The sequence below is a fragment of the Mesorhizobium sp. C277A genome, from assembly GCF_040324395.1.
Taxonomy (GTDB): domain Bacteria; phylum Pseudomonadota; class Alphaproteobacteria; order Rhizobiales; family Rhizobiaceae; genus Mesorhizobium.
The window spans coordinates 2,582,177-2,601,218 of the sequence record NZ_JAMYVW010000002.1 but is presented as its reverse complement, the minus strand read 5'-3'; the positions used below and the strand labels follow the sequence as shown (position 1 = coordinate 2,601,218).

Sequence of the window (19,042 nt, the reverse complement as noted above, 5' to 3'; positions counted from 1 at the left end):
AGGTTCCAACCAACACATCGAAAAGCCCGGCACCTCGCCGGGCTTTTCGCTTTGTCAACAACCGATTCTCGCTTACCTTCGGGCATGTCTGCTTTTTCTTGCGCACGACATTTCCTTTCAGGCAGCGCCGCACTGGCGCTGGGGCTCTGGCTGGTGCCGCCGGTTCAAGCCGCCGAGCCGGTCGACGTCGAGCTGGTGCTGGCGGTCGATGTGTCGCTGTCGATGTCGCCGGGCGAACTCGAAATCCAGCGTCACGGCTATGCGGCGGCGCTGACGCACGACAATGTGCTGCAGGCTATCGCCGATGGCGCCTACGGCAAGGTCGCCGTCACCTATGTCGAATGGGCGGGTGCGACCACGCAGCAGGTCGTCGTGCCGTGGACGGTGATCGCCAGCCGGGCCGATGCCGAGCGGGTGGCCGCGCAGCTTTCCGCCCATGCGCCGGCCAGCGCCCGGCGCACCTCGATTTCCGGCGCGCTGGAATTCGGCAGCGATCTCTTCGCCGAAAGCGGTTTTCAGGGGACAAAGCGCGTCATCGATATTTCCGGCGACGGACCCAACAACCAGGGCGCGCCCGTTGACATCACCCGAGACGCGGTGGTCAAGCAAGGCATCATCATCAACGGCCTGCCGCTGATGACGCGCGGCGGGTTCGGCGGCGCCTATGACGTCAACAATCTCGACCGCTACTACAGCGACTGCGTCATCGGCGGTCCCGGATCCTTCATGATCCCGGTCAATGACTGGACGCAGTTTCCCGAAGCCATCCGCCGCAAGCTGGTGCTGGAGCTGGCCGGCGCCGCTTCGCCGCAACGGGCGCGCGAGGAGGCCGGGCATCCGCCGGTGGTGCTGGCGCAGGACCGGCCGACCGACTGCCAGGTCGGCGAAAAGATGTGGCGCGACCGCAGCTGGATGTTCGATGCGCGTTAGCGTTCGCATCATCACGCTGCCGTGAAGGGCCGGTTTCATTGACAAGCCCATGGGCGTCTGTGACACAATTCGGCATCCGAAAAAACAAGGGGAACCGACATGAACAAGACCATCGTCGCTGCCGCGGCATTGGCGCTTGCGGCTGCAATATCCGTGCCGGCCGAGGCTGCCACATCGGTCACCATCGGCATCAGCGGATGGACCGGCTTTGCGCCGCTGACGCTCGCCAAGCAGGCCGGCATCTTCGAGAAGCATGGCCTCGACGTGACCCTGAAGAAGGTGCCGCAGGCCAGCCGGCCGCTCGCCATCGCCAGCGGCGATCTGCAATGCGCCGCCACCACGGTCGAGACCTGGCTGGTGTGGAACGCCAGCGGCGTCACCACCAAGCAGATCTTCCAGCTCGACAAATCCTATGGCGCCGACGGCATTGTCGTGCGCAACGACATCAAGACCGTCGCCGACCTCAAGGGCAAGAATGTCGCGTCTTCGGCGCCGGGCACGTCGCCCTATTTCATGCTGGCCTGGGTGCTGAACAAGAACGGCCTGTCGACCAAGGATGTGACCGTCGTCAACCTGGAACCGGATGCGGCGGCGCAAGCCTTCCTGGCCGGCCAGAACGATGCGGCGGTCACCTATGAGCCGTTCATCTCGGCGGTGCGCGACAAGTCCGATCAGGGCCACATATTGGCGACCACGCTCGACTACCCGATGGTGCTCGACACGGTCGGCTGCACGCCTGAATTCCTCACCGCCAATCCCGACGCCGCCAAGGCGCTGGCCGACAGCTATTTCGAAGCGCTCGACCTGATCAAGAGCGATCCGCAGAGATCCTACGAAATCATGGGCGCCGACGTGAAGCAGTCTGCGAAAGAATTCGAGGATTCGGCGAAATACCTGAAATGGGCCGACAAGGCGGAGAACAAGCAGTTCTTTACCAAGGAATTCCAGGACTTTTCCAAGACCGCCGGCGAGCTTCTGCTGCAGATGGGGTTGATCAAGGAAGCGCCAGATGTTGCAGCGCTTGCCGATCCCAGCGCGGTGGCGAACTGATAGTCCGGCCTTTGACCATCATGCGGCGGTGCCAGCGCGCCGCCGCTTTCTACCGGGCAACGCGACTGAGCATGGGGACGATCTGACGATGCGGACGATCTGAAGATGCGCCCCTTGCATCCGGTGTCGCCGGGCATTCGAACCGTGCTTGGCATTTCCTTCTTCGTGCTGTTCGTCGCCTTCTGGGCGTGGATCACGCTTGGCGGCCACGTCAACCGCATCTTCCTCGCCGATCCGCTGTCAATGCTGCGGGATGGCTGGCGGCTGCTGGTCGAGGATCGCTTCTGGCTCGACATATTGATCACCATCTGGCGGGTCTTCGGCGGGTTCCTGCTGGCGTCGATCGTCGCCGTGCCGATCGGCATCGCCATGGGCGCCTGGAAGCCAATAGAGGCGTTTCTGGAGCCGTTCGTCTCCTTCGCCCGCTACCTCCCGGCTTCGGCCTTCATTCCGCTGCTCATCCTGTGGGCCGGCATTGGCGAGCTGGAAAAGCTGCTGGTCATCTTCGTCGGCTCGGTGTTCCAGATCATCCTGATCGTCGCGGTCAAGGTGGGCTCGACGCGGCGCGATCTGGTCGAGGCGGCCTATACGCTGGGCTCGACCAACAACGGTATCGTCAAACGGGTCATCATGCCGGCCAATGCGCCCGAGATTGCCGAAACGCTGCGGCTGGTGCTCGGCTGGGCCTGGACCTATGTTATCGTCGCCGAGCTGATCGGTTCGTCCTCAGGCATCGGCTACATGATCATCAACAGCCAGTCGCGGCTGGCGACAGGGCAGATCATCTTCGGCATCATCGTCATCGGGCTGATCGGACTGTTGTCCGACTTCGCCTTCAAAGCGTTCAATCGCTGGCTCTTCCCCTGGAGCTTGGCATGAGCAAGTTGCTTATCGAAGGCGTCTCGCGAACCTTCGTCGGCGTGCGCGGCGGGCAGCCGGTCAAGGCGCTGATGCCGGTCGACCTTGCGGTCGCGGCCAACGACTTCATCACCATTCTGGGGCCGTCCGGCTGCGGGAAGTCGACGCTGCTCAGGATCGTTGCCGGACTGGAAGCGCCGAGCGAAGGCCGTGTGCTGCTTGACGGCAACGCGGTGACGCGGCCGGGACCGGATCGCGGCATGGTGTTCCAGTCCTACACGCTGTTTCCGTGGCTGACGGTGGCGCAGAATATCGCCTTCGGCCTGCGCGAACGCGGCATGGCCGAAAAGGAGCGAGACGGGATCGTCGCTTCCTATGTCGACCTCGTCCGGCTCAAGGGCTTCGAGAACCATTGGCCAAAGCAGCTGTCCGGCGGCATGCAGCAGCGCACGGCGATCGCCCGGGCGCTGGCCAACGACCCCGAAATCCTGTTGCTGGACGAGCCGTTCGGTGCGCTCGACAACCAGACGCGCGGACTGATGCAGGAACTGCTGCTCGGCATCTGGGAGCGGCGCAAGAAGACAGTGCTATTCGTCACCCACGACATCGAGGAGGCGATCTTCATGGCTTCGCGGGTAATCGTGATGAGCGCGCGGCCAGGCCGCATCAAGTCGGATGTCGCCATCGACCTGCCGCATCCACGCCACTACACGCTGAAGACCAGCCCGGAATTCTCGGCGCTCAAGGCGCAGCTGACCGAGGATATCCGCGTGGAGGCGATGCGGACGGCGCAGGCGCAGTGACCCAAGCTGGGTCGCCTACGGAAAAGATGCTCGGTTCGCTCAGCAATCGCTTCAAGCGTGGGAGGTCACGCGCAGGAGTTTCCAACGTCGCCTTGAATGCTGCCATTTTTCGACGTCGAGGCGGAAACTCTGCCGGTCGGCGAGTTCTTTGGAGAGTGCCGTTCGCGCGGTCATGTGACTCTCAGGCCGCCAGCAGCTGCTTGCGGTCGACGCGCTCCTGCTGCGGCGAGCGGGCATAGAGTTCGCGGTAGCATTTGGAGAAATGCGACGCCGAGACGAAGCCGCAGGCGACCGCTACCTCGACCACCGGCATCGAGGACTGGATCAGCAGGTGCCGGGCGCGGTCGAGGCGGATTTCCAAGTAGTAGCGGGCAGGGGATCTGCCCATCTCGGTGCGGAACAGGCGCTCGATCTGGCGGCGCGACAGGTCGACATGGTCGGCGATCTCGATCAGCGACAGCGGTTCGGAAAGATTGCCTTCCATCAGTTCGATGATGGTCAGCACCTTGGAATTCTGCACGCCGAGGCGGGCGCGCAGCGGCAGGCGCTGGCGGTCGGTGGGGCTGCGCACGCGGTCGGTCAGCACCTGCTCGCACACGCGGTTGACCAGATTGTCGTCGAAATCGTCGCCGATCAGCTTGAGCATCATGTCGAGGGCGGCGGTGCCGCCGGCGCAGGTGTAGATGTTCTGGTCGATCTCGAAGAGGTCGGCAAAGACGTTGGCCTTGGGAAAGGCCTCGGAAAAGCCCGGCAGGTTTTCCCAATGGATGGCGCAGCGCTTGTTGGAGAGCAGGCCGGCGGCGGCAAGGATATGCGCGCCGGTGCACAGGCCGCCGACGGCGACGCCTCTGTTGTATTCCTCGCGCAGCCAGGCGAAGGCCGACCTATTCTGGTAGCGCTCGACATTCATGCCGCTGCAGACGATGGCCATGTTCGGCCGATCCGGCCCGGCCATTTTCTTGCGCTCTTCCTCGAGCGAGGTGTTGACGGCGCATTCGACGCCGTTGGAGGCGCGCACCGGCTTGCCGTCGATGCTGGCGAGGCGCCAGCGATAGGCCTCATAGCCGAGCATGCGGTTGGCCGAGCGCAGCGGGTCGAGCGCCGTCGCAAAGGCGATCATGGTGAAGTCCGGGACAAGGAAGAATACAAACGATCGCTTGATCGGATGCTTTACGGCGTTCAAGGGAACCTCACGCGGCCATGGCGCGAACAGGATGTCGCGAACAGCACAGCGACATCAGGAAAAACCATTCCTGTCAATCGGCTAGGGGGCTAAGCGGAAACTATATTTGCGACATGGGTCGCAAATGAGCAATCGTCCGGGATGACAGGCACGGGCTGCCGACGGATTGGGCATGGTGGCGGCGGCATAGGTGCCAAAAATGAGAAACGCCGCTTCGGTCAAGCCGAAGCGGCGCTGTTATCGACTATCGGCAGCGGCAGGGAAGCGCTGAGCGCTAGCCGTTATCTCAGGCAACGAAACCGAGGCGCACCGCATTCATGGCACCGGTCTGGCCGGGCATGGTATTGGCAAGGCGCTGGCGCTCGAGAGCGGTCGTCAGGTTCATTTCGCGGCGGGCAAAGAGGCGGGCAAAAAGCTTCATCATCATCTCCTATCGGTTGCTCAGACGGGTCGCCTTCGCTTGATGGAGTGGGGCAGCTCGTTTGCTGACGGTGATATAGGCCTGCGTGAGCAGAAACTAAATCGCAAATGCGAAGCGCTTGAATGGAAATGCGACATCGTTTGCGACATTATTGGGCATGGTGCCCAAAATTTACGATTACTTACAGTGTGTTACCGGCGACATTGAGGCGCCATGCAAGTGACGCATATGCGCCATGCAGCGGCGACACGGCTCTGAAAATCATTTGAGTGCAAATAAGTTGGAGAAAGCCTGCAGGGCCAATAGAGAAGGCCTGCCGGGCTGGTCTGCGCGGCAGGCCTTCAGCACAAGGTACACAATGGTTTACTTTGCTCCAGCCCAGGATCCGACGCCGTGGCGTGCACCGGTCTTGGTGTCGGCAGCTTCAGGCCAGCCGATATCCTTCTGCAGTTCGATCGGCAGCGAGCGGATCGCACGTTCGGTCTGGAAGCGGGCGCGGGCCGCGCTCAATTCGGTCGCAAGCCGACCGATGGATGACAGGATAGACATTTCATTCTCCTTTGGTTGTGGCACGTCCCGCATGAACGCGTTCCGTCGCCTGGATATTCCGCATCGAGTGCAATTCCGTGTCAGGAGCGTTGGAGCCATGGCACGTCCTGCCTTCGATGGAGTTGACTATCCTCCCAATCTGATGTTCAATCAAACGAAATGGAATGATGCTTCACATCAGAAAAATTGAAGGTCGATCCCGATGAACGCCCCACTCAATCATCCGCTGCCGCTGCTCGATCTCGACGTTTTGCGCACCTTCGTGGCCATTGCAGAGACCGGCAGTTTCACCACGGCGGCCAATGCGGTGTTCCGCACGCCGTCGGCGGTCTCCATGCAGATCAAGAAGCTCGAGGACATTCTCGGGCGCTCTGTTTTCGCGCGGGATGCGCGCTCGGTGACGCTGACCACGGATGGCGAGATGCTGCTCGGTTATGCCCGCCGGCTGTTGTCGATCAACCGCGAGGTGGTGTCGAAGTTCATCATCCCCGAGATCGTCGGCGTGGTGCGGCTCGGCTCGCCGGACGACTATGGCGAGCGCGTGTTGCCGCATGTGCTGAAGCGTTTCGCGCAGTCGCATCCGTCGATTGCCGTCGACGTCACCATCGACCAGAGCAGCAATCTGCGCCGCCGCATGGACGACCGGGCGCTCGACATCACGCTGCTGACCAATTCCTACAAGACCAGCGCACTCGGCGCCGAGGTGCTGCTCACCGAGCCGATCGTCTGGGCCGGCGCCAAGGGCGGCAGCGCGCATCTGCGCGAGCCTTTGCCGGTGTCGCTGTGGGAAGAGGGCTGCGCCTGGCGGGCCGGCGCGCTCGATGCGCTGAGCCGTGAAGGCCGCAATTACCGCATCGCCTATATGAGCGCCCACACGGCAGGCCAGCGCGCCGCCATCATGTCGGATCTCGCGGTTGCACCGTTGCCGAAGTCGTTCCTGGGCAACGACATGGTCGAGCTTTGCCCGAAGGACGGCATGCCCGATATCGGCACCTACAATCTGGCGATGGTGGTGTCGCCGGATGCCAGCGCGCCGGTCAAGGCCGTCGCCGACCATATCCGTGCGACGTTCGAGCTTTTCCGCGAAACCGGCAAGTTCTAGAGCGGTTCACCGTTTCACGGAAACGGCGAGCCGCTCTAACTCCTTGTTTTGACTCAATTCCCAAGGGAAAGCGCTACACGCTTTCCCGGGAAAACCGTTTTACACTTTTCCTGGAATTGCTCTGCTATTCCGCTGCTTGGGCGGGGCGCGCCGCGAGAGCGGGTCGCGCCGTGCGCCGCGCAGTTGCGCGCCGCTTGGTGGGCTCACCTTCAAGGAAGGCGACGATGCTGTCCCTGGCGCGACGCGCCTCCGGCATCTCGATCAGCGGCCAGACGTGGAACATGCCTTCCTCATAGACGACGTCGATATCGACGCCGGCAGCGCGTGCCTTTTTGGCGAAGATCAGATTGTCGGGGCTGAGCAGGTCGTGCGAGCCGGTCAGAAGCAGGGTCTGCGGCAGCACCGAGAGGTCGCCATAGAGCGGACTGATATGCCAGTCCCTGCGATCGATGCCGGCACTGTACATGCGGATCGCTTCCAGCCCGCCGGAAATGCCGAGCCACGGATCGTTGCGTTCCGCCTCGAACACTTCGGGGTTGGACAGCGACATGTCGAGGCCGGGTGAAATCAGCACGTGGCGCGACGGCAAGGGCAGGCCTTCCTCAGCCGCCATCATGGTCAGCACGACGGCCATGTTGCCGCCCGCGGAATCGCCCATGAAGACGATGTCTTCAGCGTCGGTCTCATCCAGCATCTGCCGGTAGACGTCGCCGACCATGCCGAACATGGCGTGGAAATCATGCTCCGGCGCGATGGGATAGATCGGCACGGTGATGCCGAAACCCAAGCGCTCGGCCACCTCGGCGATCAACCCCCAATGATAGGATGTGATCTGGAAGACATAGGCGCCGCCATGCATGTAGAGGATGCGCCTGCGTTCGCCGGCCTTCGGCGCGATTTCATAGACAGGGAAGCCATCGACGCTGCGCTCGGTGATATCGAGCTGCTCCCGCAGCAATGCCGGGGGATGATGATCCTCGGTCTTGCGGGCATAGGCGATCCAGCGCTGCAGGTTTTCCGGGCTGGCAAATGCCTTCTTGCGGCTGTGCCGGAGGATGAAGGAAACGAGGTGGCTTTTGAAACTGGGCATTCGCGTACACAAGCTCGGCCGCAGCCGACTAAGAGAATTCCCCCACTGTCTCGAAGATCGTACCTCCAGCCGAAATGTCAAGATTCTGGCCCAAGCCAACACGGTTGTTTGATCAGCCAGGTCCGCTGTTTTGCGCAGCGCGGCTCAGCGCCGGGGCAGCAGCGCGGCGCGCAGCTTGACGTCGGTCGCAGCCGGGACCATGCGGCGGCCCCGGCGCTTGGTCAGCAATTTGCACTTGTCGGCGAAGGTCATCAGCGGCCCGAGCCCAGGATCAGACGCGACAGGTTGGTCTGGGCGTCGATGCGCGGCGACACGGGCCAGCCGATGTCCTTCTGGATTTCGGGTGGCAGGTTGTTCATGGCGCGCACGGCCTGTGCATTCTTCATGGCCGCACGAAAACGGCCCAGGGTCTCGAACATCTCTATTCTCCTTTGGAGCGTTGTGGCGGCGGAATAGTCCGGTCCGCCATTCGATGTCCGTTAAATGCTTCACGTCTGTATCGGACGGATTGCGCCAAAACAGCGTTTCGGTTTCCAGATCGGTGCGATCTGGAAACATTTGCATACAAATGAAATTGGGCGAATTGGCGGCCTTCGTAAGGCGGCTTATTCCCGGCTGCGCCTGGCGGCATGGCCTTCGCGCGAACGCCGGCGCGGGGCGGCGTCGCCGGCGACGCCATCCTCGCTGACGGTCTTGCGTGGCGGCAATTTCACCGCCGCCGACAGTTTCGGGAACGGATCGACCTTGTTGGGAAGCGCCATGGCGTAGACGAAATGCTCCTGGAATTTCGGCTCCAGTGCGGTCTCGATCTTCTCGATGTGGCTGACCGTGTCCTCGATCTCGCGGCGATAGCCGCGGTTGAGCAGCGCCATCCGCGCACCGGCGCCGGCGGCGTTGCCGACGGCCGAGACCTTGTCGAGGTCGCAGTCCGGGATCAGGCCGAGCACCATGGCGTATTTCGGATCGATGAACGAGCCGAAGGCGCCGGCGAAATGGATGCGGTCGACGTGTTCGGTGTTCTGCTTTTCCATCAGAAGCTTGGTGCCGGCATAGAGCGCCGCCTTGGCAAGCTGGATGGCGCGCACGTCGGTCTGCGTGATGGTGATCTTGGGTTCGCCTTCCTTCAAGACATAAGAGAAGGTGCGGCCGTTGACCGTGACGCGCGGCGACCGCTCGGCCAGCGACCCGTCGATGACGCCATCCTCGGAGATGATGCCGGCGAGGTACATTTCGGCCACGATCTCGATGATGCCGGAGCCGCAAATGCCGGTGACGCCGGTCGCCTGCACGCTATCCAGGAAGCCGGGGTCGTCGGACCAGAGTTCAGAGCCGATGACGCGGTATTTCGGCTCCAGCGTATCGGGGTCGATGCGCACGCGCTCGATTGCGCCGGGGGCAGCGCGCTGGCCGCCGGAGATTTCCGCGCCCTCGAAGGCGGGACCGGTGGGCGAGGAGGCTGCGACCACCCGCTTGCGGTTGCCAAGCACGATCTCGGCATTGGTGCCGACGTCGACGATCAGCATCATCTCGTCCTGGCGATGCGGGCCTTCCGACAGCGTCACGGCTGCGGCGTCGGCGCCGACATGGCCGGCAATGCAAGGCAGCATATAGAGGCGGGCGCCCTGGTTGAGCTTCAGGCCGATATCGGAGGCCTTGATGCGCACCGCGCCCGAGACGGCGAGTGCGAAGGGCGCGCCGCCGAGTTCGGTCGGATCGATGCCGAGGAACAGATGGTGCATGATCGGATTGCCGACAAAGACGGAATCCAGGATGTCGTTGCGCTGGACATTGCCTTCCGCGCAGACCTTGTCGACCAGGCCCGAGATCGCCTCGCGTACGGCGACCGTCATGCCTTCGCGGCCGTCCGGGTTCATCATCACATAGGAGACGCGGCTCATCAGATCCTCGCCGAAGCGGATCTGCGGGTTGGAGGTGCCCGACGAAGCGGCGACGCGGCCCGACAGCAACGACACCAGATGCATGGCGATGGTGGTCGAGCCGATGTCGCAGGCCAGTCCATAGGCCTCGTTCTTGAGGCCGGGCCAGAGTGCTATGACGCGGGCGATGTCGCTTTCGGCATCCTTGTGGATGGCCGCGGTCGCGGTCCAGTTACCCTTGCGCAGTATGCCTTGCACCTGCGGCATCAGGTAGAAGTCGAATTCGAGGTTTTTAAAGCCCCAATCCTTCATCAAGGCGATCTTGAGGCGGTCGAGATCGCCCAGCGGCTTGTGCATGTCGGGCTCTTCGATCTCGACATAGCACATGCGGATTGCCGCATCGCGGGCGATGACGCGCGTGTCGGCATCCTTGCGGATGGTCTGTGCATTGATGACCGTGTCCTGCGGCACGTCGATGACGAGGTCGCCGAGGATCTGCGCCGAGCAGGACAGGCGCCGCCGCTCGGGCAGGCCGCGGACGCGCTCATATCGCTCTTCCTTGGCGCCCTTGGGCGAGATGTGGTCGTTGGACGAGACGATCTTGTGCTTGGCGAAATTGCCTTCCTGCACTTCGATCTGGCAGCGACCGCAGGTGGCGCGGCCACCGCAGACGCTCTCGACATAGACGCCGAGCTGACGCGCGGCATCGAGCACCGGTGTGCCGACGGGAAAGCGCCCGCGCTTGCCTGACGGCATGAACAGCACGAGCGGATCAGTAATGTTTGCAGGCGAGTTCACGATTGCGCGCTTATCCCCTGGCCATGCGGGCTTCACGGCCGCCGCGCCGGCGACCGCCATTGCCGCCGCCTTCGCCCGGAGCGTTAACGGCGGTGGGCGCTGCGACCGCCTGGCCGCCTTCGGCCGGTTTGTAATCCTTGTAGGTGCGGATCCAGTTGGTGCAGTTCTCGTCGGTGCCGTTGAGCACATTGGCGCCGCGCACGGCTTCCATTTCCTGCGGGCGAACCGGGTTCATGATAGCGCTAGTCATGCCGGCGCCGATCACCATCGGGATGAAGGCGGCGTTGATGCCGTGGCGGTGCGGCAGGCCGAACGAAATGTTGGACAGGCCGCAAGTGGTGTTGACCTTGAGCTCTTCGCGCAGACGGCGCAGCAACGCGAAGACCTGGCGGCCGGCATCGCCGAGCGCGCCGATCGGCATCACCAGCGGGTCAACGACGACGTCATGCGCAGGAATGCCGAAATCGGCGCAGCGCTGCACGATCTTCTTGGCGACGGCGAAGCGCACATCCGGATCCATCGAAATGCCGGTCTCGTCGTTGGAGATGGCGACGACCGGAACGTTGTACTTCTTGACCAGCGGCAGGATGGCTTCGAGCTTTTCCTCTTCGCCGGTCACGGAGTTGACCAGCGGCCGGCCCTTGGCGACCTTGAGCGCTGCCTCGATGGCGGCGGTCACCGACGAGTCGATCGACAACGGCAAGTCGACAAGGCCCTGGACGATCTCCAGCGTCTGCACGAGCAGGCCGGGTTCGGTTTCGTTCGGATTAACGGAGGTGACGCCGGCATTGACGTCGAGCATGGTGGCGCCGCAGGCGGCCTGTTCCAGCGCATCCTTGACGACGGTCTCGAAATTGCCGGCGATCATCTCGGCGGCCAGCTTCTTGCGGCCGGTCGGGTTGATGCGCTCGCCGATGACGCAGAAAGGCTGGTCGAAGCCGATGATGATCTCTCGTGTCGCCGAGGCGACGATGGTCCGGGTCATGAAGTCTCTCCGCCTGATATAAAGATTTCTTTATATCGTTGTCTGGTTTCATTCAAGCGAATGGCTGGCCGTCCGCGCTGTCAGTGCGCGGTCTTCACCATATCCACCTGCGTTTCGGTAATGTCGTCGTGCAGTATGCTCTCGAGCCGGTCGGCGACCATCTGATCGTCGTGGCGGATCTCGCGTTTCCATGGCTGGCGGCCTTTCAGCACACCCGATTCATCGACGATCTCGGCGACATATTCCTCCTGGCGGTAGGCCATCACATGGATGCCGGAGACACCAGGAATTTCCTTCACCTCGTTGATGATGTCGGTGCAGAGCTGCTTGCCTTCCTTCTTCTGGTCCTGCGCACCTTCCAGCCGCTTGATGATGGCGTCGGGAATATGAATGCCCGGCACGTTGGAGCGGATCCATTTGGCCGTCTTGGCCGAAGCCAGCGGGCCGACGCCGCACAGGATGAAAACTTTTTCCGTATGCCCCAAGTCCCGCGCCCTCTGCATGAAGGTTCTGAACATCGGCACGTCGAAGCAGTATTGCGTCTGCACGAACTGCGCGCCGGCGGCGATCTTCTTGCCGAGATGGATCGGGCGGAAATCGAAGGGTGGCGCGAAGGGGTTGACGGCGGCGCCGAGGAAAATTTGCGGCGGCGTCGTCAACTTGCGGCCGGACAGGAACTTGCCGTTGTCGCGCATGATGCGGCAGGTTTCGAGCAACGACATGGAATCGAGGTCGAAGACAGGCTTGGCGCCGGGCTGGTCGCCGGCCTGGACGCCGTCGCCGGTGAGGCACAGCATGTTGGCGACGCCCATGGCGGCACCGCCCAGCACGTCGCCCTGGATCGCGATGCGGTTCCTGTCGCGGCAGGCGATCTGCATGATCGGCGCGTAACCCATGCGGGTCAAAAGCGCGCAGATGCCGACCGACGACATGTGGCAGTTGGCGCCGGAGGCATCGACGGCATTGATGGCGTCGACCCAGCCGTCGAAGATTTTCGCGCGGTTATAGACGTCTTCGGGATCGGCGCTGTCGGGCGGGTTGAGCTCGGTGGTGACCGCGAATTCGCCGCGCCGCAGCACACGCTCCAGCCGGCCACGCGAGGAGTGGCCGGGCAGCGGATCGAGCGGCAGATGGATGCCGGCCGGGTTTTCATCGCGCTGGCGGCCGATCACGCGGCCGCTCCAGTGTTGGCTTTGGCCGCTGCTTCACGGGCCGCTGCCGACTGGGCCGTCACCCGCAGCCAGGCCGAGGTTTCGCGCAGCGACTGGTCGACCGGCTTCTGCACGGTCAGGATCCTGTCGCCATGCTCCATGTTCCGCGAGCCTTCCCAGGCCTTAACCCAGACGCAAGGCATATCGGGCTCGACCTCGCAATTGCCGTTGGCGCGCACACCGCCGCAAGGGCCGTTGCGCAGCTGCTTGGGGCAGTTCATCGGGCACGACATGCCGGTCGAGGACAGGATGCACTGGCCGCACATGCGGCAGTCGAACATGAAGCCCTTGACGCGCCTTTCGACAAACTTGATCGGCGCCTCGACGCGCCCATAGCCGAGGCCTTTCCAAAGCGGATGAAGAAGCAGGAACATGTCGGCGAACCTGGAGTAGAACCATTCGAGCAATCGCGAGTGCCGAATGGACCACAGCCTGATGGCAAACGACCGCTGCACGCGCCGCTGCGGCGACACGTCGGCCGGCTTGTAGTCGGATTTCGGCGCTGCCTTCTTGACCTGCGTGGCCTGGGTAAACGGCTGGGTAACCCTTGGCCCTTCTTTGGCAGGAGTGGTTTCAGACATTTTCTTTCCCGCCTGCCTTGACTAGAGCGACCAGCCGCTCGCGGTCGTATTTCGCGTCGATGTCGCTGAATGCCTTCTCGACCTCGGCTTCGAGGTCGTCGCCGACCGGGATCGGATCGGCCTTGCGCCATTCGGCGAGGTAATCGTCGGTGCCGCCGGCGCCGGTGCGCATGGCGCACATATCGATCGCCTCGGTGAAGCGCAGCGGCAGTTCGCGCTTGGCGTTCTGCCGGCCCTTCTTGACGATGACCTGGGCGGGGATGTCGCGCCAATAGACGACGATCAGATCGGCCATGAATTCTCTCACTCCCTGTAGAGCGCCGTGCGTCCATGAGGGAAACGACGCTCCACCACTTTGTCCAGCAGGTGCGAGCATTGCCGGATGCGCAGTGGGGCTGCTTGTTATGGGACGACGCGCGCGCATTCAAAAGCGACGCTATTGGACGTCGCAAAAAGAAAGGCGAGATTCCGAGGGAAGGCTGGCTACCAAACCCGCTTGGTCAGGCCGGTCCAGAGATAGAACCAGATCGTCGGGTGGTACCATTGTTTTGAGGGCAGGTCCGGCTTGATCGTGGCCAACTTTCCGTCCAAGGCCCCGCGGACCGCCTCGACGCAGATGTCACGCGAGAACGCCGCCTGGCGCAACGCATAGCTCGAAATAGTGTCGCCGGGCTCCGGCTTGCCGCGCGCCTGTTTCAACACGCCGCCGGTGTCGACGCCGGCGTCGACCAGATGCACGGTGGTGCCGAAATTCTGGAGATCGCCGCAGGCCAGCGCCCAGTAGCCGCCATTCATGCCGCGGTATTTCGGCGCGATGCCGGCGTGGTAGTTGAGCACCGGGCAGGGCATTTGCGCCAGCGTCTGCCGGGACAAGAGCCGGCAGCCGGCGAGCAGCACCACGCCCGGGCGGATGTCGGCGATCGCCTGCAGGCAATCGGCTGCGTTGGCGGAGGAGACGTGGATGATCTTTTGTCCCGGCTTCGGCTCGGTCTCAAGCTTCTGATCGGCGATGAGCCGCTCTGCGTGGCCAGCGAAGAAGCGCTTGCCGAGCCTCGTCAACACCATCGTGCCGAGTTGACCGATGGCCGAAAACCAGCCCTGGCGGCGCGCCCGGCCGAGCAGCAATTGTTTTTTGGATTCAGGGCTTTCGAGGATGACGCTGACAGGGTCGAGCTGGTCGGCGATGGCGTTGACGATGGCCCAGATGTGCGGCCCGCCTTCGGTGACGATGACGATCGCAGCACTTTTTTCAACCGCTGATGCCATGGCGCGCTTTCTTGCCGGCGCGCAACCATTTGCCGTGCGCTGCCCGGCTCAATTCTGTGCCGGGCGAGGTTAAATCTTGATGACCGCCCGGCCAGCGAGAGACCAACGGATCAGCGCTTGAACTCGATGATGTCGAGTTTCGATTCGTAGTAGGGCGCCGGGAATTCGATGCGCCATTCATTGGCGCTGGTGCGGAAGGCATAGCCGACCTGGTCGCTTTCCGGGCCGCTGCCATAGGGTTTTGGCTTGTTGTCATTGACATAACCGGAGCCGAGATAGATCGCGCGTTTTTCGCTATCGTCGAAGAAACGGCCCTTAGTGCGTTGCGAGCCGCTGACCTTTTCCAGCTGCCAGCCGGAGCCATCGTCCGTGACCTTGCACTTGAACCAGCCATAGATGACCAGCGGGCCGGTCAGGCCCACCTTGATGGTTCGGCATTGCCAGTTGCCGCTCAGGTCCTTGTCGGAAAAGGCCACTATCGGCTTTGCCAGCAGCGCGTCGAGTTGGCTGACCTCAGCCGGGTCTCCCGCTTTTGCCTCGGCCAGCGCCGCCTTGCGGGTCTCGCCATATTTGTGGAGCCGCACCTTGTCGGCAGGCGTGATGATCTTCTGCACCTCGCCGTCGGCGCGAGCGGGCAAGACGAGGCAGAGGAGGCCAAGGGCGGAGAGCAGGACGCGAGGGGTCATCGGGACGTTCCGTGTTCGGATGGCTGAATCAGCCTGTTTGCTTGTTGCTCACAACTTAACCATCCGCGGCTGCCTGTCATCTGTTCTCGACAGCGTCCCGGCTCAAGAACCGCTTCAGGCGTGGGCGGCGGCCTGCGCCAGCCCGGCCGTCAGGTCGCCATAGCCCGTCGAGCGGCGCTCATAGGCGAGGCCAAGCATCTTCGCGGCCTGCTCGGCGACCTTGTCGAGTTCCGGATCGTCGGTCTGGGCGATGTAGATCAGCTTCTGGTAGTTGCCGAAATAGTCCTTGATCAGCTCCGGGTGCTTGTCGAGGCCGAGCGGCTTCATGAAGAAGGCGTCGAACTGGCGGCACAGGAAATCGGTCATGTAGAACGACATCATGTCGTCGTCGGCGACCTTCGCATAGGCGTCCATGCCTTGGTAGAAGGCAAAGCAGTGCGGCCCGGCCATGCGCTCGACGCCGTGCTTCTCCAGGACCCGGTCGAGCATGCCGCCGGTACCGCAATCGGCATAGCCAACGAAGATGTTGCTATAGCCTTCCGCCTTGGCCTCTTCGATCGCCTTGTCCATCGCCGGTGCGATGCGGTCGGGGTAGAAATGGAACTCCGCCGGCAGGCAGGTCAGGTCGAGATGGTCGAGCTTGAGCTGCTCCTTGACGGCCAAAACTTCGCGCGCAATCATTCCACAGGCGATGACCAGCAGCCTGTCGTCTTGATTCGGTTTCGTTTTTTGCATTCTGGCCATGGAACCCGGTCGAAGCGGCCTTCGTTGCTGTGGGGCGAATCTATCGAGAGAGGGATAAACCGTCCATGAAACTGTTACGCGTTGCGCCGATTGCAATCCTTGCCTGCGTCCTGGCGCTTACGGCCTGTGCCAACACCGTCCGTGGTGTCGGCCGGGATATCAAATCGACCGCGAAAGCCGTCGACGACACCGTCACCAAACCCTGACGCAGCCATCCGTTCCAATAGCTGGGAACAAAAAAGCCGCGCTGCAAGGCGCGGCTTTCGATTGTGGGCCAGACGCCTTGCGGAAGAGATCAGGCTGAAGCGCGCATATTATGCTTGCGCTTCATGAAGTCCTTGGCGGTCTCGACCGCCACAGCCGCGTCGCGGCAATAGGCATCGGCGCCGACGGCCTTGCCGAATTCCTCGTTTAGCGGCGCGCCGCCGACCAGGACGACATAGTCGTCGCGGATGCCCTTTTCCTTCATCGTGTCGATGACGACCTTCATGTAGGGCATGGTCGTGGTCAAAAGCGCCGACATGCCGATAATGTCGGGCTGGTGCTGCTCGATGGCGTCGAGGTATTTTTCCACCGCATTGTTGATGCCGAGATCGATGACGTCGAAGCCGGCACCTTCCATCATCATGCCGACGAGGTTCTTGCCGATGTCGTGGATGTCGCCCTTGACGGTGCCGATCACCATCTTGCCCTGCTTCGGCGCGCCGGTGGCGGCCAGCAGCGGGCGCAGGATGAACATGCCGGCCTTCATGGCGTTGGCCGACAGCAGCACCTCGGGAACGAACAGGATGCCGTCGCGAAAGTCCTCGCCGACGATGCGCATGCCTTCGACCAGAGCTTCGGTCAGCACCTTGTAGGGCACCCAGCCGCGCTCGAGCAGGATGTTGGTGCCTTCCTCGATCTCTTCCTTCAGTCCGTCATAGAGATCGTCGTGCATCTGCTGCACCAACTCGTCGTCGGAAAGCTCGGAGAGGATGATCTCGTCGTCGGCCATTTTTCTCGGGCTCCTTGCCGCACGGGATGCGATCACGGCGGCTTAAAATAATCGCGTCAATACCTAACCCGGCGGGGGCAGGTATCCATAGCTGATTTGCGACTTCCCGCAAAAGGAAAGCGACCGCAAATCTATTGGAATTCTTGTCGATTTTGCGACAGGCGTTGGCGCTGGCGGGCCGTTTCGAATAGGGTGCATGACTACGATCCGGGCGAGAAGCCGCCATACGCGGCCGCAAACGGTTTTTAGGGAAAAAACGATCATGAGTGAAAACGCGTCAGTCGACCAGGAAGCGTCCAATGCGCGACGTGGACGTGCTGCCAGCGGCGGCGCGGCTGCAAGGCGGGCGGCGCGCTCGGGCGGCGGACCGGGCACCCAGCTCACCTATATCAAGCGCAAGATCAACATCTATGAGGTCCTCAACGAGGAAGGCCTGGCGATTATCGAAAACAACACCGATACGGTGCTGGAAGAGATCGGCATCATCTTTCGCGACGACGCCGAGGCGCTGCAGCTTTGGAAAGAGGCGGGCGCCGACGTCAAGGGCGAGCGCGTGCATTTTCCCAAGGGCCTCTGCCGCTCGCTGCTGAAGACCGCGCCGCCCATCTACACCCAGCATGCGCGCAACGCCGAACGTTCGGTGCAGATCGGCGGCAACGCCACCGTCTTCGCGCCGGTCTATGGTCCGCCCTTCGTGCGCGATCTCGACGGTGTCAGGCGCTACGCGACGATCGAGGATTTCCGGAATTTCGTGAAGCTCGCCTATATGGCGCCGTCGATCCACCATTCGGGCGGCACGGTGTGCGAGCCGGTCGATGTGCCGGTCAACAAACGCCATCTCGACATGATCTACAGCCACATCAAATATTCGGACAAACCGTTCATGGGTTCGGTGACGGCGCCAGAGCGGGCCGAAGACACCGTCGCCATGGCCAAGATCGTGTTCGGCGACGATTTCGTCGAAAACAACACCGTGCTGACCAGCCTGATCAACGCCAATTCGCCGATGGTGTTCGACGAAACCATGCTGGGCGCGCTGAAGGTTTATTCGCGTCACAACCAGGCTTGCATCGTCACGCCGTTCATCCTTGCCGGCGCGATGAGCCCGGTCACGGTGGCCGGCACGCTGACACAGGTTCTGGCCGAGGTGCTGGCCGGTGCCTCTTTCACGCAGTTGATCCGCCCCGGCGCGCCGGTACTGTTCGGCACCTTCGCCTCGTCGATCTCCATGCAGTCTGGTGCGCCGACCTTCGGCACACCGGAGCCGTCGCTGGTTTCCTACGGCGCCGCACAGCTTGCCCGCCGGCTCGGCCTGCCGTTCCGCACCGGCGGATCGCTCTGCGCCTCCAAGGTTCCGGACGCGCAGGCCGCCTATGAGAGCGCCAACACGCTGAACTCGACCATTCTTGCCGGCACCAATTTCGTCCTGCATTCGGCAGGCTGGCTCGAAGGCGGACTGGCGTCCTGCTACGAAAAATTCATGATGGACATCGACCAGCTCGGCATGACGCAAAAGTTTTCCGAAGGCGTCGACCTCTCGGAAAACGGCCAGGCGATGGACGCCATCCGCCAGGTTGGCCCGGGCAGCCACTATCTCGGCTGCGACCACACCCAGGCCAATTTCCAGACCGCCTTCTACCGCTCCAGCATCGCCGACAACAATTCCTACGAGCAGTGGCTGGCCGAGGGCGAGAAGACAGCGCCGCAGCGCGCCAACGAACTCGCCCGCCGCTGGCTGGAGACCTATGAGGCGCCGTATCTCGATCCGGGCATCGACGACGGGCTGAAGGACTACATCGCGACGAAGAAGGCGTCGATGGCTGACGCCTTCACCTGAAAGGAGCCCGAGTCAGGCGGGGCTAAAGTCGCCAACATCATCCACAAGGAAGTCTGGCGGAGCGCTTTCTCCGACCC

General features: G+C 62.6%; 21 protein-coding genes. 7 read left to right on the top strand and 14 right to left on the bottom strand.

The genetic code is table 11. The annotated features are described in order from the left end of the window. Positions 1-84 precede the first annotated feature (84 nt). The 4 genes from NKK52_RS13025 to NKK52_RS13010 all read left to right on the top strand — a co-directional run bounded on the left by NKK52_RS13025 (position 85) and on the right by NKK52_RS13010 (position 3,641). The gene (locus NKK52_RS13025; RefSeq protein WP_023681790.1) at positions 85-930 is read left to right on the top strand and encodes a DUF1194 domain-containing protein; all 846 of its coding nucleotides are present in this window, start codon (positions 85-87) and stop codon (positions 928-930) included. A gap of 99 nt (positions 931-1,029) precedes the next feature. Continuing rightward, a complete protein-coding gene (locus NKK52_RS13020; RefSeq protein ID WP_023681789.1) occupies positions 1,030-1,980 on the top strand; it encodes an ABC transporter substrate-binding protein in 951 nt (316 codons plus the stop codon). Positions 1,981-2,085: 105 nt separating this feature from the next. Next, complete coding sequence (locus tag NKK52_RS13015; protein ID WP_023670383.1) at positions 2,086-2,859, top strand: ABC transporter permease; 774 nt, start codon at positions 2,086-2,088, stop codon at positions 2,857-2,859. Next, positions 2,856-3,641, top strand: coding sequence for an ABC transporter ATP-binding protein (locus tag NKK52_RS13010; protein WP_023681788.1), 786 nt, complete (start codon positions 2,856-2,858; stop codon positions 3,639-3,641). Before NKK52_RS13015 ends, NKK52_RS13010 begins: the two co-directional genes overlap by 4 nt. Before the next feature lie 181 nt (positions 3,642-3,822). Here NKK52_RS13010 and NKK52_RS13005 read toward each other — a convergent pair whose 3' ends face one another. The 3 genes from NKK52_RS13005 to NKK52_RS12995 form a co-directional block, all read right to left on the bottom strand. Further along, complete coding sequence (locus tag NKK52_RS13005) at positions 3,823-4,761, bottom strand: GlxA family transcriptional regulator (protein WP_348524244.1); 939 nt, start codon at positions 4,759-4,761, stop codon at positions 3,823-3,825. 349 nt (positions 4,762-5,110) lie between these two features. Further along, complete coding sequence (locus NKK52_RS13000; RefSeq protein WP_023681787.1) at positions 5,111-5,245, bottom strand: hypothetical protein; 135 nt, start codon at positions 5,243-5,245, stop codon at positions 5,111-5,113. Between the two features lie 363 nt (positions 5,246-5,608). After that, complete coding sequence (locus NKK52_RS12995; RefSeq protein WP_023681786.1) at positions 5,609-5,794, bottom strand: hypothetical protein; 186 nt, start codon at positions 5,792-5,794, stop codon at positions 5,609-5,611. Between the two features lie 202 nt (positions 5,795-5,996). Here NKK52_RS12995 and NKK52_RS12990 point away from each other — a divergent pair, with 202 nt between their 5' ends. After that, positions 5,997-6,896, top strand: coding sequence for a LysR substrate-binding domain-containing protein (locus NKK52_RS12990; RefSeq protein WP_023670389.1), 900 nt, complete (start codon positions 5,997-5,999; stop codon positions 6,894-6,896). A gap of 124 nt (positions 6,897-7,020) precedes the next feature. Here NKK52_RS12990 and NKK52_RS12985 read toward each other — a convergent pair whose 3' ends face one another. The 10 genes from NKK52_RS12985 to NKK52_RS12940 all read right to left on the bottom strand — a co-directional run bounded on the left by NKK52_RS12985 (position 7,021) and on the right by NKK52_RS12940 (position 16,134). Next, positions 7,021-7,986, bottom strand: coding sequence for an alpha/beta hydrolase (locus tag NKK52_RS12985; RefSeq protein ID WP_023688109.1), 966 nt, complete (start codon positions 7,984-7,986; stop codon positions 7,021-7,023). Between the two features lie 251 nt (positions 7,987-8,237). Then, on the bottom strand, positions 8,238-8,405 hold the full coding sequence (locus tag NKK52_RS12980; RefSeq protein WP_196813564.1) for a hypothetical protein: 168 nt from the start codon (positions 8,403-8,405) through the stop codon (positions 8,238-8,240). A 186-nt stretch (positions 8,406-8,591) separates the two neighbouring features. Then, positions 8,592-10,721 carry an ASKHA domain-containing protein gene (locus NKK52_RS12975; RefSeq protein WP_032905612.1) on the bottom strand — a complete coding sequence of 710 codons (2,130 nt, stop codon included), beginning with the start codon at positions 10,719-10,721 and terminating at the stop codon, positions 8,592-8,594. After that, positions 10,672-11,646, bottom strand: a complete 975-nt coding sequence (locus tag NKK52_RS12970) for a methyltetrahydrofolate cobalamin methyltransferase (RefSeq protein WP_023681781.1) — start codon at positions 11,644-11,646, stop codon at positions 10,672-10,674. The genes NKK52_RS12975 and NKK52_RS12970 overlap by 50 nt, the downstream gene beginning before the upstream one ends. An 80-nt stretch (positions 11,647-11,726) precedes the next feature. Continuing rightward, on the bottom strand, positions 11,727-12,818 hold the full coding sequence (locus tag NKK52_RS12965; protein WP_023681780.1) for a methylenetetrahydrofolate reductase: 1,092 nt from the start codon (positions 12,816-12,818) through the stop codon (positions 11,727-11,729). Next, positions 12,815-13,438 (bottom strand): methylenetetrahydrofolate reductase C-terminal domain-containing protein, encoded by a 624-nt coding sequence (locus NKK52_RS12960; protein WP_023681779.1) that lies wholly within the window; start codon positions 13,436-13,438, stop codon positions 12,815-12,817. Before NKK52_RS12960 ends, NKK52_RS12965 begins: the two co-directional genes overlap by 4 nt. Next, positions 13,431-13,733, bottom strand: a complete 303-nt coding sequence (locus NKK52_RS12955; RefSeq protein ID WP_023670397.1) for a virulence factor — start codon at positions 13,731-13,733, stop codon at positions 13,431-13,433. Before NKK52_RS12955 ends, NKK52_RS12960 begins: the two co-directional genes overlap by 8 nt. Positions 13,734-13,921: 188 nt before the next feature. Next, entirely contained in the window at positions 13,922-14,704 is a 783-nt protein-coding gene (locus NKK52_RS12950) for a formyl transferase (protein WP_023681778.1), read from the bottom strand. A gap of 110 nt (positions 14,705-14,814) precedes the next feature. Continuing rightward, complete coding sequence (locus tag NKK52_RS12945; RefSeq protein ID WP_023681777.1) at positions 14,815-15,390, bottom strand: DUF4893 domain-containing protein; 576 nt, start codon at positions 15,388-15,390, stop codon at positions 14,815-14,817. A gap of 114 nt (positions 15,391-15,504) precedes the next feature. After that, positions 15,505-16,134, bottom strand: coding sequence for a DUF1638 domain-containing protein (locus tag NKK52_RS12940; RefSeq protein ID WP_023681776.1), 630 nt, complete (start codon positions 16,132-16,134; stop codon positions 15,505-15,507). A 65-nt stretch (positions 16,135-16,199) separates the two neighbouring features. Here NKK52_RS12940 and NKK52_RS12935 point away from each other — a divergent pair, with 65 nt between their 5' ends. Then, on the top strand, positions 16,200-16,340 hold the full coding sequence (locus NKK52_RS12935) for an entericidin A/B family lipoprotein (protein ID WP_023670401.1): 141 nt from the start codon (positions 16,200-16,202) through the stop codon (positions 16,338-16,340). Positions 16,341-16,429: 89 nt separating this feature from the next. On the opposite strand, the gene NKK52_RS12930 is transcribed toward NKK52_RS12935, so the two are convergent. Next, positions 16,430-17,128, bottom strand: coding sequence for a cobalamin B12-binding domain-containing protein (locus NKK52_RS12930; protein WP_023670402.1), 699 nt, complete (start codon positions 17,126-17,128; stop codon positions 16,430-16,432). Positions 17,129-17,390: 262 nt separating this feature from the next. Between NKK52_RS12930 and NKK52_RS12925 the strand changes: the two genes are divergently transcribed. Beyond that, positions 17,391-18,965, top strand: coding sequence for a trimethylamine methyltransferase family protein (locus NKK52_RS12925; RefSeq protein ID WP_023670403.1), 1,575 nt, complete (start codon positions 17,391-17,393; stop codon positions 18,963-18,965). Positions 18,966-19,042 lie beyond the last annotated feature (77 nt).

Excerpts from the sequence above, each read along its gene's own strand:
- NKK52_RS13000 (WP_023681787.1), bottom strand. The coding sequence starts at position 5,245 with ATGAAGCTTTTTGCCCGCCTCTTTGCCCGCCGCGAAATGAACCTGACG.
- NKK52_RS12985 (WP_023688109.1), bottom strand. The coding sequence starts at position 7,986 with ATGCCCAGTTTCAAAAGCCACCTCGTTTCCTTCATCCTCCGGCACAGC.
- NKK52_RS12925 (WP_023670403.1), top strand. The coding sequence starts at position 17,391 with ATGAGTGAAAACGCGTCAGTCGACCAGGAAGCGTCCAATGCGCGACGT.
- NKK52_RS12995 (WP_023681786.1), bottom strand. The coding sequence starts at position 5,794 with ATGTCTATCCTGTCATCCATCGGTCGGCTTGCGACCGAATTGAGCGCG.
- NKK52_RS12930 (WP_023670402.1), bottom strand. The coding sequence starts at position 17,128 with ATGGCCGACGACGAGATCATCCTCTCCGAGCTTTCCGACGACGAGTTG.
- NKK52_RS13010 (WP_023681788.1), top strand. The coding sequence starts at position 2,856 with ATGAGCAAGTTGCTTATCGAAGGCGTCTCGCGAACCTTCGTCGGCGTG.
- NKK52_RS13020 (WP_023681789.1), top strand. The coding sequence starts at position 1,030 with ATGAACAAGACCATCGTCGCTGCCGCGGCATTGGCGCTTGCGGCTGCA.
- NKK52_RS12960 (WP_023681779.1), bottom strand. The coding sequence starts at position 13,438 with ATGTCTGAAACCACTCCTGCCAAAGAAGGGCCAAGGGTTACCCAGCCG.
- NKK52_RS12990 (WP_023670389.1), top strand. The coding sequence starts at position 5,997 with ATGAACGCCCCACTCAATCATCCGCTGCCGCTGCTCGATCTCGACGTT.
- NKK52_RS12940 (WP_023681776.1), bottom strand. The coding sequence starts at position 16,134 with ATGGCCAGAATGCAAAAAACGAAACCGAATCAAGACGACAGGCTGCTG.
- NKK52_RS12935 (WP_023670401.1), top strand. The coding sequence starts at position 16,200 with ATGAAACTGTTACGCGTTGCGCCGATTGCAATCCTTGCCTGCGTCCTG.
- NKK52_RS13015 (WP_023670383.1), top strand. The coding sequence starts at position 2,086 with ATGCGCCCCTTGCATCCGGTGTCGCCGGGCATTCGAACCGTGCTTGGC.
- NKK52_RS12955 (WP_023670397.1), bottom strand. The coding sequence starts at position 13,733 with ATGGCCGATCTGATCGTCGTCTATTGGCGCGACATCCCCGCCCAGGTC.
- NKK52_RS13025 (WP_023681790.1), top strand. The coding sequence starts at position 85 with ATGTCTGCTTTTTCTTGCGCACGACATTTCCTTTCAGGCAGCGCCGCA.
- NKK52_RS12970 (WP_023681781.1), bottom strand. The coding sequence starts at position 11,646 with ATGACCCGGACCATCGTCGCCTCGGCGACACGAGAGATCATCATCGGC.
- NKK52_RS12945 (WP_023681777.1), bottom strand. The coding sequence starts at position 15,390 with ATGACCCCTCGCGTCCTGCTCTCCGCCCTTGGCCTCCTCTGCCTCGTC.
- NKK52_RS12950 (WP_023681778.1), bottom strand. The coding sequence starts at position 14,704 with ATGGCATCAGCGGTTGAAAAAAGTGCTGCGATCGTCATCGTCACCGAA.
- NKK52_RS12980 (WP_196813564.1), bottom strand. The coding sequence starts at position 8,405 with ATGTTCGAGACCCTGGGCCGTTTTCGTGCGGCCATGAAGAATGCACAG.
- NKK52_RS13005 (WP_348524244.1), bottom strand. The coding sequence starts at position 4,761 with ATGATCGCCTTTGCGACGGCGCTCGACCCGCTGCGCTCGGCCAACCGC.
- NKK52_RS12975 (WP_032905612.1), bottom strand. The coding sequence starts at position 10,721 with ATGGCGGTCGCCGGCGCGGCGGCCGTGAAGCCCGCATGGCCAGGGGAT.